Here is a 12,051-nt window from a genome sequence, read left to right on the forward strand (position 1 = left end):
GGGTCGTGGCCGTACAGTCGATATCCGGGTGGTCGTATCAGCGACCCGCGAACTTGACGACAGGAGACGACGTGGGGACCGTAACGATCGGTGTCTCGATCGCGGTCCCGGAGCCTCACGGCAGCCGGCTTCAGCAGCTGCGCGCGGGCTTCGGCGACGCCGCGGCTCACGGCATTCCCACGCACGTCACTCTGTTGCCGCCGACGGAGATCGACGAGTCCGCCCTGCCGGCCGTCGAGGCGCATCTGGCCGAGGTCGCCGCGACCGGCCGGCCGTTCCCGATGCGGCTGTCCGGCACCGGCACGTTCCGGCCCCTGTCGCCGGTGGTGTTCGTCCGGGTCGTCTCGGGTGCGGAGGCCTGCACCCGGCTCCAGGAGCAGGTCCGCGACCCCGCCGGGCCGGTGGTACGCGAACTTCAGTTCCCGTACCACCCGCATGTCACGGTGGCGCACGGCATCGACGAGGCCGCGATGGACCGCGCCTTCGAGGAGCTCGCCGGCTACGAGGCCGAGTGGCCGTGCACCGGCTTCGCCCTCTACGAGCAGGGCGCCGACGGTGTCTGGCGCAAGCTCCGCGAGTTCCCCTTCGGCGGCTCGGTGGTCCCGCCCCAGGCCGGGCATGTGGAGCGCGGCTCGGTCCCCACCTGGTGATCCGCCCGTAGGTCAGACCGGCAGGCGCCGGAACACCCCCCGCGGCAGGTGCCGCAGCGCCGCCATCACCACGCGCAGCGCGCCCGGCACCCACACCGTCTCCGAGCGGCGGCGCAGCCCCAGCTCGACCGCCGTCGCGACCGCCTCGGGCGTGGTCGCGAGGGGCGCCTCGGGCAGGCCGGCGGTCATCCGCGTCCGGACGAAGCCGGGGCGTACGACCATGACGTGCACGCCCGTGCCGTGCAGCGCGTCGCCCAGGCCCTGCGCGAAGGCGTCGAGGCCGGCCTTGCTGGAGCCGTAGATGAAGTTCGCGCGGCGGGCCCGCTCGCCCGCGACGGAGGACATGACGACCAGCGAGCCGTGCCCCTGGGACTGGAGCGCGCGGGCGCACACCAGTCCCGCCGAGACCGCGCCGGTGTAGTTGGTCTGCGCGACCCGCACCGCCGCCTCCGGCTCCCGCTCGTCGCGGGCCTGGTCGCCGAGGAGGCCGAAGGCGAGCAGCACCATGTCGATGTCGCCCTCGGCGAAGACCTTGCCGAGCACGGCCTCGTGGGAGGTGGGGTCGAGCGCGTCGAAGGCGACGGTGTGCACGTCGGCCCCGAGTCCGCGCAACTGCCCGGCAGCCGCTTCCAGGGCGGGCGAGGGGCGGCCGGCCAGCCAGACCGTGCGGGTGCGGCGGGCGATCAGCCGGCGGGCGGTGGCCAGCGCGATCTCCGACGTCCCGCCGAGGACGAGCAGGGACTGGGGGAGACCGAAGGCGTCCTTCATGACAGCTCCTAGAGGTTGCCTGGTGTGCCTGTGCCTAGAGGCCGAGGCGGCGGGACAGGTCGGACGTGAAGACCCCGTGCGGATCCAGTTCCGCGCGCAGGGTCCGGAATTCGTCCAGCCGCGGGTACATGGCCGCGAGCAGTTCCGGGCGCAGCCGGGCGTCCTTGGCGAGGTAGACGCGTCCGCCGGCGGTGGCGACCTCCTCGTCGAGTTCGTCGAGGAACGCGCCGAGGCCGGGCAGGCCCGCCGGGATGTCCAGCGCCAGTGTCCAGCCGGGCACCGGGAAGGACAGCCAGCCCGGGTCGGACTCCCCGAAGCGCTTGAGGACGGCCAGGAAGGACGGGCAGCGGCGTTCGGAGATGCGGCGCACGATGCGGCGCAGGGCGTCCTCCTGGCCGTAGCCGACGACGAACTGGTACTGCACGAAGCCGCCCCGGCCGTAGACGCGGTTCCAGTGGGGCAGGCCGTCCAGGGGGTGGAAGAAGGCGGAGAGGCGCTGGAGCCGGCCGGACCGCGTGCGGGGGGCCTTGCGGTACCAGAGCTCGTTGAAGAGGCCCACGGTCGTGCGGGTGAGCAGGCCCTCGGGGAGGACCGAGGGGGCGGAGGGGAAGCGGGAGGTGCGGAAGGACAGCGGGGCCCGGCGCAGGCGGGCGGGGAGGGCGTCCAGGGGCGCGTGGTCGCCGCGGGTGAGGACTGCGCGGCCGGTGGACGCGCCCCGGGCCAGCAGGTCGATCCAGGCGACCGAGTAGCGATAGCGGTGGTCGGTGGCGGCCAGCCGGGCCATCAGGTCGTCGAGGTCCGCCGCGCGTTCGGTGTCGACCGACATCAGCGAGGTCTCGACCGGCTGGAGCCGGATCGTCGCGGTGAGGATCACGCCGGTCAGTCCCATGCCGCCCGCGGTGGCGTCGAACAGGGGCGTGCGGGGGATCACCGTGCGGATCTCGCCGTCGGCGGTGAGCAGTTCGAAGGCCACCACGTGCCGCGAGAAGGAGCCCGAGACATGGTGGTTCTTGCCGTGGATGTCGGCGCCGATCGCCCCGCCGACGGTGACGTAGCGCGTGCCGGGGGTGACCGGCACGAACCAGCCGAGCGGCAGCAGCACCTCCATCAGCCGGTGCAGGGAGACGCCCGCGTCGCACAGCACGGTGCCGCCGTCGGCGTCGATCGCGTGCACGCGGTCCAGACCCGTCATGTCGAGCACGGACCCGCCCGCGTTCTGCGCCGCGTCCCCGTACGCCCGGCCCAGGCCCCGGGGGATCCCGCCGCGGGCCCCGCAGTCGCGGACGGCCGCCGCGGCCTCTTCGTAGGTCTGCGGGCGGATCAGCCAGGCGGCGGTGGGAGCGGTGCGGCCCCAACCGGTGACGGTGGTGTGCTCCAAGCCCATGACGTCCGGGGCGGAATCGGTGTCGGCAGACATGCCCGTGACCGTATCGCCCCACTGTGAGCTATTAGTTCGAGAACATGGCATACCTCCCCGAAACGGGTGATTAATGGGATGTCGCTCAATATTGCCGGAGTTCAGGCCAGGTGGGCGTGAACAGTGAGTCCACATGGACGACCTCGACGACCTGCACGACATGGATCACCGGATCGTTTCGGCCCTCAGGGCGTGCGGCACCGACCCGCGTGTGGCCGGCGCCGCGCGTGCCCTGTCCTGGGCGGGGGAACACGCCGCGCTGTGGCTGGCTGCGGGGCTCGCCGGAGCCGCCGTCGACGGCAGGAGACGCGGCGCCTGGCTGCGGGGCACGGCGCTCACCGCGGGGGCGCACCTCGTCAGCATGGGGGTGAAACGGGTCGTGCGCCGCCCGCGCCCCGCGCACGTCGAGCCCCTGGTGCGCACCGCCGGCCGGCACTCCTTCCCCAGCTCGCACGCCACGTCCGCCGCTGCCGCCGCCGTCGCCTTCGGCGCCCTGGGGGCGCGTGCCGTCCCGCCGCTCGCCGCCGCCGTGTGCGTCTCGCGGCTCGTGGTCGGCGTCCACTACCCCTCGGACGTCGCGGCGGGCGCGGCCCTCGGCGCGCTCACGGCCCGGCTCGGCGCCCGCTGGATGAGGGGAGGGGGCCACCATGACTGAGACGGCCGTCCTGCCGCAGCGCACCCCCCAGGAACCGTCCGCGCCACGCCGCAAGGGCGGTCTCCTGGCCGGTCTCCTGCGGACCGCGCGGCCCAGGCAGTGGGTGAAGAACATCCTGGTGGTCGCCGCCCCGGCGGCCGCCGGCCAGCTCTTCTCCCGGCACGCACTGACCCAACTGGCCCTCGTCTTCGTCCTGTTCACCGCCTGCGCCGCCGCCGTCTACCTCGTCAACGACGCCCGCGACGCCGAGGCCGACCGCGCCCACCCCACCAAGCGGCACCGCCCGGTCGCCGCCGGACAGGTCGCCGTGCCCGTCGCCTACGCCGTCGGCGGCTGCCTCGGCCTGCTCGCGCCCGCCGCCGCGGCCTGGCTCTGCTCCCCGGCCGTCGCCGCCCTGCTGACCGCCTACCTCGGTATGCAACTGGCCTACTGCGTCAGCCTCAAGCACGTCCTCGTCGTCGACCTCGCCGTCGTCACGACCGGCTTCCTGATGCGGGCGATGATCGGCGGGCTCGCCCTCGGCATCCCGCTGTCGCGCTGGTTCCTGATCACCACCGGCTTCGGCGCGCTGTTCATGGTGTCGGCCAAGCGCTACTCCGAAGCCGTGCAGATGGCCGGAAATGCGGGCGCCACACGCGCGTTGCTCACCGAGTACACCACCGGCTACCTCCGCTTCGTCTGGCAGCTCGCGGCCGGTGTCGCCGTCCTCGGCTACTGCCTGTGGGCCATGGAGGAGGGCGGCGTCCCGCACACCAGCGTGCTGCCCTGGCGGCAACTGTCCATGGTCGCCTTCATCCTCGCCGTCCTGCGGTACGCCGTCTTCGCCGACCGCGGCACGGCCGGCGAACCCGAGGACGTCGTCCTGCGGGACCGGGCGCTCGCCCTCATCGGCCTGGTGTGGGTGGCGATGTACGGCCTGGCGGTGGCCAATTGGTGACCACGCGCGCGTGGTCGGGCCCCACGGCCCCCTGCCGCCGGGAGCTCCTGGGGTTCGCAACCGTCGGTCTCCTCGCCTACGCCGTCGACCTGGCTCTGTTCACGTACCTGCGCGGCCCCGCCGGACTCGGCCCGCTCACCGCCAAGGCCCTGTCCTTCGTGGCCGCCTGCTCGGTCGCCTACGCGGGCAACGCCCTCGGCACCTACCGGGGCACCCGGGCGCGGGGCCTGCGCCTCTTCGCCGTCTTCTTCGTGGTGAACCTCGCCGGTGCCGCCGTCCAACTGCTCTGTCTCGTCGTCAGCCACTACGGCCTCGGGCTCACCTCGCAGCGCGCGGACACCGTCTCCGGCGCGGTCGTCGGCATGGCACTGGCAACGATTCTGCGGTTCTGGGGTACCCGTACATGGGTCTTCCGGGCGGAGGGCAGAGTCGGATCATGGACTGGCTGAAAAAGCTCCCGGTCATCGGGCCGTGGATGACACGGCTGATGATCACGCACGCGTGGCGGTCGTACGAGCGGCTGGACCGCGTGAAGTGGACGCGACTGGCCGCCGCGATGACCTTCACCAGCTTCGTCGCGCTGTTCCCGCTGCTGACGGTGTCGGCCACGATCGCCGCCGCCACGCTCAGCACGGAGCAGCAGGACAAGCTCCAGGACAAGATCGCCGAGCAGGTGCCCGGCATCTCCGACCAGCTGGACATCGCGGGCCTGGTGGACAACGCCGGCACGATCGGCCTCATCGCGGGCGCCCTGCTGCTGTTCACCGGCATCAGCTGGGCCGGTTCCATGCGGGAGTGCCTGCGTGCGGTGTGGGAGCTGGACGACGAGGAGGAGAACCCGGTCCTGCGCTACGCCAAGGACGCGGGCGTCCTGGTCGGCCTCGGCGGCGCGCTCCTCCTCACCATCGCCGCCTCCGCCGTCGCCTCCGCGATGGTCGGCTGGATCACCCGGCAGCTCGGCATCGACGAGGGCGGCTGGAGCGGGGTCCTGCTGCACATCGCCGCGTTCCTGATAGCCGTGCTCGCCGACTTCCTGCTGCTGCTCTACGTCCTGACGCTGCTGCCCGGCGTCGAGCCCACGCGCCACCGCCTGGTCGTGGCGGCACTGACCGGCGCGGTCGGCTTCGAACTGCTCAAGCTGCTGCTCAGCGGCTACTTGCAGGGCGTGGCCGCGAAGAGCATGTACGGCGCGTTCGGCGTGCCCGTCGCGCTGCTGCTGTGGATCAACTTCACCTCGAAACTGGTGCTGTTCTGCGCCTCCTGGACGGCGACGCAGAGCAAGGAGGACGAACTGCCGGACGTCACGGGCGAGTCCGGCGGCGCACCAGATCCGGCAGCGGCCAGCGGCGGTTGACCAGGAAGGCGCCGCCCGCGAGCAGCACCAGCACACCGCCCGTGATGCCGAGCGCGATGCCGATGCCGCTGGAGCCGTTCGCGGCCGGGGCGCTGGCCACCGGCTTCGCACCGGTCCCGGCCGTGCCGCCCGCGCCGTTCCCGGAGCCGCCGGCCTCACCGGAGGGGTTGGCACCGGGCTGGGCACCGGCCTGCGCGGCGCTCCTCGGCGGCACCAGCTCACCCACGGGCTGGACCTTCCCGGCCGCCTTGAAGCCCCAGTCGAACAGCCGGGCGGTCTCCTTGTAGACCGCGTTGTGCTCGTCCTTCTCCGGGTTCATCACCGTCACCAGCAGCACCTTGCCGTTCCGCTCGGCGACACCGGTGAAGGTGGCGCCCGCGTTGGTGGTGTTGCCGTTCTTGACACCGGCGATGCCCTGGTAGACGGGCACGTCCGAGTCGCCGGACAGCAGCCGGTTGGTGTTCCGGATCTCGAAGGGCTTGCGGACCGGCTTGCCCTTCTTGCCCTTCTTCGTCTCGCCGGGGAACTTCGCGGTGACCGTCGAGGCGTACTCGCGGAAGTCCTTCTTCTGGAGCCCCGATCGGGCGATCAGCGTCAGGTCGTACGCGGAGGAGACCTGCCCCTCTGCGTCATAGCCGTCCGGGCTGACGACGTGCGTGTCGAGGGCCTGGAGCTCCTCGGCGTGCTCGTTCATCTCCTTGACGGTGCTCTCGACGCCCTTGTTCATCGCGGACAGCACGCGCACGGCGTCGTTGCCGGACTGGAGGAAGACCCCGAGCCACAGGTCGCGGACGGTGTACGTCTCGTCCTCCTTTATCCCGACCATGCTGGAGCCCGGGCCGATGCCCGCCAGGTCGGAGGGGGCGACCTTGTGCTTGGCCGTCCTCGGGAACTTCGGCAGCAGCGTGTCCGCGAACAGCATCTTCAGCGTGCTCGCCGGGGCCAGCCGCCAGTGCGCGTTGTGCGCGGCCAGCACGTCACCGGACTCGGCGTCGGCGACGATCCAGGAGCGGGCGCTCACGTCCTTCGGCAGCACCGGCACGCCGCTCGCGAGGTTCACCTGCGTCCCCGGCTGCCCGAGCCGGGCGCCGCCCACGGTCGACATCGTTGCCGGGGGAGTGGCCGACGGGCTCGCCGACGGACTGCCCGAGGGGCTCGCCGACGGGCTGCCCGAAGGGCTCGGGGCCGCGACGGCCGCGGGTGCGGCCAGGGCGAGGGACGACAGGAGGGCGGAGGTGACCAGCAGGGATCGCCTGGCGGTCTTCTTCGGAGCGGGCACGATCGGAAACGTACATGCCCTACGGGGTGAAGTCCCGCCCGTGCCCCCACCCCGGGAACGGAACCGGACAGGCTCTGGCGATACTGGAATCATGCCGTGCTCATCCGGGGGACAACCCCCGGACCCCCGGCCGACCCCGGGAGCCCGGCGTTGTGATGAAAGGTCTGAATTTGTGAAGCTCAGCCGCCCCGTGTCCTGGTTCCTGCTCGCCTTCGGGGTGTGGAGCTGGGTCATCTGGATCACTTTCGTCAAGAACCTTGTCAAGGACAGCAGCGGGCTCGCCTTCGACGACGGTCATCCCACGGCGTACTTCTGGGTGCACCTGCTGCTCGCAGTCGTCTCCTTCGTATTGGGGACGGCCGTCGGGGCCATCGGGTTGCGTGGTCTGCGCGCACTGCGCCGGACGTCATAACGGCAATCGGGAGACACGACCGTGGCCATCGCCTTCTTCGTCCTCGTGGCACTGCTCGTACTGGCCGTCATCGTGACGGCCAACTGGTACGTGTGGCGCCGCCTGTTCCGTGACACGACCCGCGGCCCGGGCCTGGCCCGCCGCGCGGGCGCGGTCCTGATCGCGGGCGGCTGGGTCCTGGCGATCACCGCCCTGGTCGCCGAACGCTCGGGCGCCCCCTTCTGGCTCCAGCAGACCCTCGCCTGGCCGGGCTTCATGTGGCTGGCCCTGTCGATGTACCTGCTGCTGGCGGTGGTGGCGGGGGAGGTCGTACGACCTCTGCTGAGACGGTTCCTGGAACGGCGGGCGAGAGCGGCGGAGCCCGGCCCGGCGACGCAGGCCCCTCTGTCCGGGACGGACTCGGGGACGATGCCCGGCACCCCGGCGACAACCGGCCCGCCCTCCGACGCGGAGCGCCTCCCCGGCACGCCGGCCGTGCCCGGCGGGGCGGCCGCACCGCAGAAGGGCGACGCCGGCGTGCCCGGCGGGGCGCCTGCGGCGGCGGCAGTGGTTGACGGGCAGGAGGAGGCCGGAGCGTCCGCATCCGCCACCGCTCCCCACCCGCAAGCGGATCCCGCGTCCGCCACACCCGCCAGCCCCGACAGCTCACCACAGCCGCTCAGCACCCCGAGCACCACTGACACCACCGACACCACCGCCTCCGCGGTCACCGGCCCTTCCCGCCGTCTCTTCGTCTCCCGCGTCGTCGCCGGGGCCGCCGCGGCCGCCGCTGTCGGGACCGTCGGGTACGGGACGTACGGCGTGCTGCGTGGGCCCCAGGTGAAGCGGGTCACCGTGCCGCTGGCCAAACTGCCGCGCGCGGCGCACGGGTTCCGGATCGCCGTGGTCAGTGATGTGCACCTCGGCCCCGTCCTGGGGCGCGGCTTCGCGCAGAAGGTCGTCGACACGATCAACGCGACCCAGCCCGACCTGATCGCGGTCGTCGGCGACCTGGTCGACGGCAGCGTGAAGGACCTGGGCCCCGCGGCGGCCCCGCTGGCGCAGCTGAGGGCCCGTCACGGGTCCTACTTCGTCACCGGCAACCACGAGTACTTCTCCGGCGCCGAGCAGTGGGTCGAGGAGGTCCGGCGCCTCGGCCTCACCCCTCTGGAGAACGCCCGCAGGGAGCTGCCGCACTTCGACCTGGCCGGAGTCAACGACGTGACCGGCGAGGACGAGGGCCAGGGCCCCGACTACGCCCGGGCCCTCGGCGACCGCGACACCGCACGCGCGTGCGTGCTGCTCGCCCACCAGCCCGTGCAGATCCACGACGCCGTCGAGCACGGCGTGGACCTCCAGCTCTCCGGCCACAGCCACGGCGGCCAGCTCTGGCCCGGCAACTTCATCGCCGCCGCCGCCAACCCGACCGTCGCGGGCCTGGAGCGCTACGGCGACACCCAGCTCTACGTCTCACGCGGCGCGGGCGCGTGGGGCCCGCCCACCCGGGTGGGGGCACCGTCGGACATCACGGTGATCGAGCTGGCGTCGAAGCAGGCCTGACCCTGTGAGAACGCTGTGAAAACGGACCGAAACGCCCATCGGTAAGTTCTTTCCCAACTCGGCAGATCTTCCTTCCGCCAGGTCAAACACCTGTGATTGGGTGAGGCCGCCACAAAGGGGTGTGGCACTGGCACAAGGGCCCAAGGGCCTCGGGAGGGCAAGGCCGATGCGATCGGTTCGCTTGCGGATACTCGCGGGACTGCTCGTCCTGGCGGCCGTGGCGGTGGGCGCCTGGCAGCTCGCGCCGTCGAAGCGGGACGGCACGACCATCACGGTCGGCACGACGGACGCCGTCACGTCCCTCGACCCGGCCGGCGCCTACGACGCCGGTTCCTGGGCGCTGTTCAGCAACGTCTTCCAGTCGCTGCTCACCTTCGCCCCGGGCGGCACCACACCCGTGCCGGACGCGGCCAGGAGCTGCGCGTTCGCCGACGGCGACCTCACCACGTACCGGTGCGAACTGCGCTCGGGGCTCACCTTCCCGAGCGGCCGGAAGATGACCGGCGAGGACGTGAAGTACTCCTTCGACCGGATCATGAAGATCAAGTCCCCGGTCGGCCCGGCGTCCCTGCTCGACACCCTCCGTTCCGTGGACGCCGACGGGCCGACCGTCACCTTCCACCTGTCCTCGCCCGACGCCACGTTCCCGTTCAAGGTGGCCACCGGCGCGGGCTCGATCGTCGACCGCACCGCGTACCCGGCCGCCAAGCTGCGCACGGGCGACGGAGCCGACGGCACGGGCCCGTACACCCTCACCTCCTACACGAAGGACGACAAGGCGGTCCTCGCGCCCAACAGCCGCTACCGGGGCGCCGTCAAGGGCGGCGCGGACCGGCCCGTCACACTGCGCTACTACGCCACCCCCGGCGCCCTGGACACCGCCTGGAAGGACAAGCAGGTCGAGGTCGCGACCCGCCAGCTGCCGCCCGGCGTCCTCGCCGGCCTGAACCCGAGCGACCCCACGCAGCGCGTCTTCGAGGCGGACGGCTCCGAGACCCGCAACCTGTACTTCAACACCCGCACCGGCAAGCCCCTGCACGATGCGAAGGTCCGGCAGGCCATGGCCTGGCTGGTCGACCGCGAGCGGCTGGCCGCCACGGTCTACGACGGCACCGTCGACCCGCTGTACTCCCTGATCCCGGCGGGCATCACCGGGCACACGGCCTCGTTCTTCGACGACTATCCCGGGCCGGACCCGAAGAAGGCGCGGCGGCTGCTCACCCGGGCGGGCGTGACCCTGCCGGTCCGCTTCACCTACGGCTACGCCGAGGGCCGCGGCGCCGGTGCGCAGGAGGCCGCCGAGATCAAGCGGCAGCTGGAGGCGAGCGGCCTGTTCAAGGTCACCCTCCGGGGCTACGGGTGGACCGACTTCCAGAAGCGGTGGGCGAGCGGCGAGCTCGACGCGTACGCCGTCGGCTGGGTCGCCGACTTCCCCGACCCCGACACCTTCCAAGCCGCGCTCGTGGGCACCGGCAGTGCCATGAACACCGGTTACAGCAACAAGGCCGTCGACCGGCTCATCCAGGACAGCCGGCGTTACGCCGACCGCGGCGAGGCGGACCGGGACTTCCGCTCGGTCCAGCAGACCGTCGCCCAGGACGTGCCGGTGCTGCCGCTGTGGCAGGCCAAGGAGTACGTCGTGACCACCGAGGACGTCGGCGGCGGCCAGTATCTGTCGGACGGCACGGGCGTGTTCCGCCTCTGGAGCCTCACCGGGATCTGACGCCCTGCCTCAGGAGCCGGTGCGCCGCGGGGCCGCCGGATCCGGGATGGCCCGCGTCATCCCCGGCAGGAAGTCCGTGAACAGCTCGTGCACCTCGCGCACCAGCGGCCGCAGCACCCGGAAGCGGGCCAGGGCGACGCCCCGCGCGGTGAGCCGGGCGCCGCGCTCGGCGAGCCGGTAGCTGCGCTCCCGTCCCTCGGTACGGTCGAAGATCCAGTACAGGACGAGTCCCATCTGGGACAGCCACATCAACTCGGGCAGGATGTCCCGCAGTTCCTCGGGCACCTTGGTCTTGGTCGCCCCGGACAGCACCTCCCGGTGGACGCTGATGGCCTCCTCGCGCGCGTGCTCCGACTCCGGGGAGAAGGGGCTGAGCGGGCTGTCCGGGTCGGCGGCGTTCTTGAAGAACTGCACCGCGAACTCGTGGTAGGGGGCCGCGATGTCCAGCCACGCCCGCAGCACGCCGGCGAGCCGGGCCTCGAGGTCGGTCTCCCGGTCCAGGATCTCGCGGACCGCCACCTGGTGGTCGGCGGCGATCCGGTCGTAGAAGCCCTGGATCAGGTGCTCCTTGCCCGCGAAGTAGTAGTACGCGTTGCCGACGGAGACCCCGGCCTCCGTGGCGATGGCCCGCATCGTCGTCTTGTCGTAGCCGCGCTCCTGGAACAGCCGCATGGCCGTCTCCAGGATCAGGGCGCGGGTCTGCTCGGACTTGCTGGGGGTGGCGCCGTCGTCGGGGCCGTCGTTCTTCGCGGGCACGGGAAGAGAGCCTAACGTCAGCGCCCCGGCGCCCGGTGAGGGGCGCAGGTGCCGTCGGCGCAGCCCGGCGCGGTGTAGGTCCAGCCGAGGTTCGGATCGTACGACCACCCGTCCGCCCGCCGGTACACCCGGCCGCCCCACCGCGCCCCGCCCTGCTGCCCCCAATTCCACTGCGCCCCGCGCCACTTGGCGGCGGCCAGCACCGCGCCCTTGGCGAGCCGGGCGCCGGAGGGAGTGCTCAGCCGGTGGGCGAGCGGCCGGTGCTCGCGCAGCGCCCACAGGGTGACGACCCAGGCGGCGGGGCCCCGGTAGACCTGCCCGGCGTCGCCGACGACGGTGATCTCGTCGAGGGTGGCGCCGTGGTCGAGGCCGGGAAAGCGCCGCCGGGCCTCCTCGGAGCCGGCCGGGACCAGCTCCAGCGGCACCAGCTGAGGCTGCCGCAGGAGCCAGTCGCGCAGGAACGCGCACAGGGAGCACTCGGCGTCGTACAGGACGGTGAGCCGGTGGACCGGGGCGGGTGTGTTCGTGCCGGTCGCGTTCGTGCCGGTGGCGTTCATGCCG

Annotated in this window: 13 protein-coding genes; 8 read left to right on the top strand and 5 right to left on the bottom strand. The window is 72.4% G+C overall.

Going from position 1 to position 12,051, the window contains the following annotated elements; all coding sequences use genetic code 11:
- Positions 1–71: 71 nt before the first annotated feature.
- Positions 72–650, top strand: coding sequence for a 2'-5' RNA ligase family protein (locus CP976_RS26860; RefSeq protein ID WP_086850416.1), 579 nt, complete (start codon positions 72–74; stop codon positions 648–650).
- A 12-nt stretch (positions 651–662) separates the two neighbouring features.
- On the opposite strand, the gene dprE2 is transcribed toward CP976_RS26860, so the two are convergent.
- Together dprE2 and dprE1 are read right to left on the bottom strand one after the other, a co-directional pair.
- Positions 663–1,418, bottom strand: a complete 756-nt coding sequence (gene dprE2 / locus CP976_RS26865; RefSeq protein WP_150482634.1) for a decaprenylphospho-beta-D-erythro-pentofuranosid-2-ulose 2-reductase — start codon at positions 1,416–1,418, stop codon at positions 663–665.
- A gap of 34 nt (positions 1,419–1,452) precedes the next feature.
- A complete protein-coding gene (dprE1, locus tag CP976_RS26870; RefSeq protein ID WP_150482635.1) occupies positions 1,453–2,835 on the bottom strand; it encodes a decaprenylphosphoryl-beta-D-ribose oxidase in 1,383 nt (460 codons plus the stop codon).
- 133 nt (positions 2,836–2,968) lie between these two features.
- Between dprE1 and CP976_RS26875 the strand changes: the two genes are divergently transcribed.
- From CP976_RS26875 to CP976_RS26890, 4 genes are read left to right on the top strand one after another with little or no spacing between them, the layout of a single operon-like run.
- Positions 2,969–3,490, top strand: a complete 522-nt coding sequence (locus CP976_RS26875; RefSeq protein WP_150482636.1) for a phosphatase PAP2 family protein — start codon at positions 2,969–2,971, stop codon at positions 3,488–3,490.
- Positions 3,483–4,427, top strand: coding sequence for a decaprenyl-phosphate phosphoribosyltransferase (locus CP976_RS26880; RefSeq protein WP_150482637.1), 945 nt, complete (start codon positions 3,483–3,485; stop codon positions 4,425–4,427). Before CP976_RS26875 ends, CP976_RS26880 begins: the two co-directional genes overlap by 8 nt.
- Complete coding sequence (locus CP976_RS26885) at positions 4,424–4,876, top strand: GtrA family protein (protein WP_150482638.1); 453 nt, start codon at positions 4,424–4,426, stop codon at positions 4,874–4,876. Before CP976_RS26880 ends, CP976_RS26885 begins: the two co-directional genes overlap by 4 nt.
- Positions 4,864–5,781, top strand: a complete 918-nt coding sequence (locus CP976_RS26890) for a YihY/virulence factor BrkB family protein (protein WP_190146881.1) — start codon at positions 4,864–4,866, stop codon at positions 5,779–5,781. The genes CP976_RS26885 and CP976_RS26890 overlap by 13 nt, the downstream gene beginning before the upstream one ends.
- Here the strand turns inward: CP976_RS26890 and CP976_RS26895 are convergent.
- The gene (locus CP976_RS26895; protein WP_229875516.1) at positions 5,729–7,060 is read right to left on the bottom strand and encodes a D-alanyl-D-alanine carboxypeptidase family protein; all 1,332 of its coding nucleotides are present in this window, start codon (positions 7,058–7,060) and stop codon (positions 5,729–5,731) included. The two genes, CP976_RS26890 and CP976_RS26895, sit on opposite strands and share 53 nt — an antisense overlap.
- A 172-nt stretch (positions 7,061–7,232) precedes the next feature.
- On the opposite strand from CP976_RS26895, the gene CP976_RS26900 reads away from it, so the two are divergent.
- From CP976_RS26900 to CP976_RS26910, 3 genes are all read left to right on the top strand, one after another.
- Positions 7,233–7,472: an SCO4848 family membrane protein gene (locus CP976_RS26900; RefSeq protein ID WP_086838581.1), complete on the top strand. Its 240-nt coding sequence runs from the start codon at positions 7,233–7,235 to the stop codon at positions 7,470–7,472.
- Positions 7,473–7,727: 255 nt separating this feature from the next.
- Positions 7,728–9,011: a metallophosphoesterase gene (locus tag CP976_RS26905; protein ID WP_373304873.1), complete on the top strand. Its 1,284-nt coding sequence runs from the start codon at positions 7,728–7,730 to the stop codon at positions 9,009–9,011.
- A 166-nt stretch (positions 9,012–9,177) separates the two neighbouring features.
- On the top strand, positions 9,178–10,734 hold the full coding sequence (locus CP976_RS26910; RefSeq protein ID WP_150482642.1) for an ABC transporter substrate-binding protein: 1,557 nt from the start codon (positions 9,178–9,180) through the stop codon (positions 10,732–10,734).
- Between the two features lie 9 nt (positions 10,735–10,743).
- Here CP976_RS26910 and CP976_RS26915 read toward each other — a convergent pair whose 3' ends face one another.
- Positions 10,744–11,490, bottom strand: a complete 747-nt coding sequence (locus CP976_RS26915) for a TetR/AcrR family transcriptional regulator (RefSeq protein WP_150482643.1) — start codon at positions 11,488–11,490, stop codon at positions 10,744–10,746.
- Positions 11,491–11,507: 17 nt separating this feature from the next.
- On the bottom strand, positions 11,508–12,047 hold the full coding sequence (locus tag CP976_RS26920; protein ID WP_150482644.1) for a thiol-disulfide oxidoreductase DCC family protein: 540 nt from the start codon (positions 12,045–12,047) through the stop codon (positions 11,508–11,510).
- Between the last annotated feature and the right edge of the window lie 4 nt (positions 12,048–12,051).

The sequence above is a fragment of the Streptomyces coeruleorubidus genome (assembly GCF_008705135.1).
Taxonomy (GTDB): Bacteria; Actinomycetota; Actinomycetes; order Streptomycetales; family Streptomycetaceae; genus Streptomyces; species Streptomyces coeruleofuscus.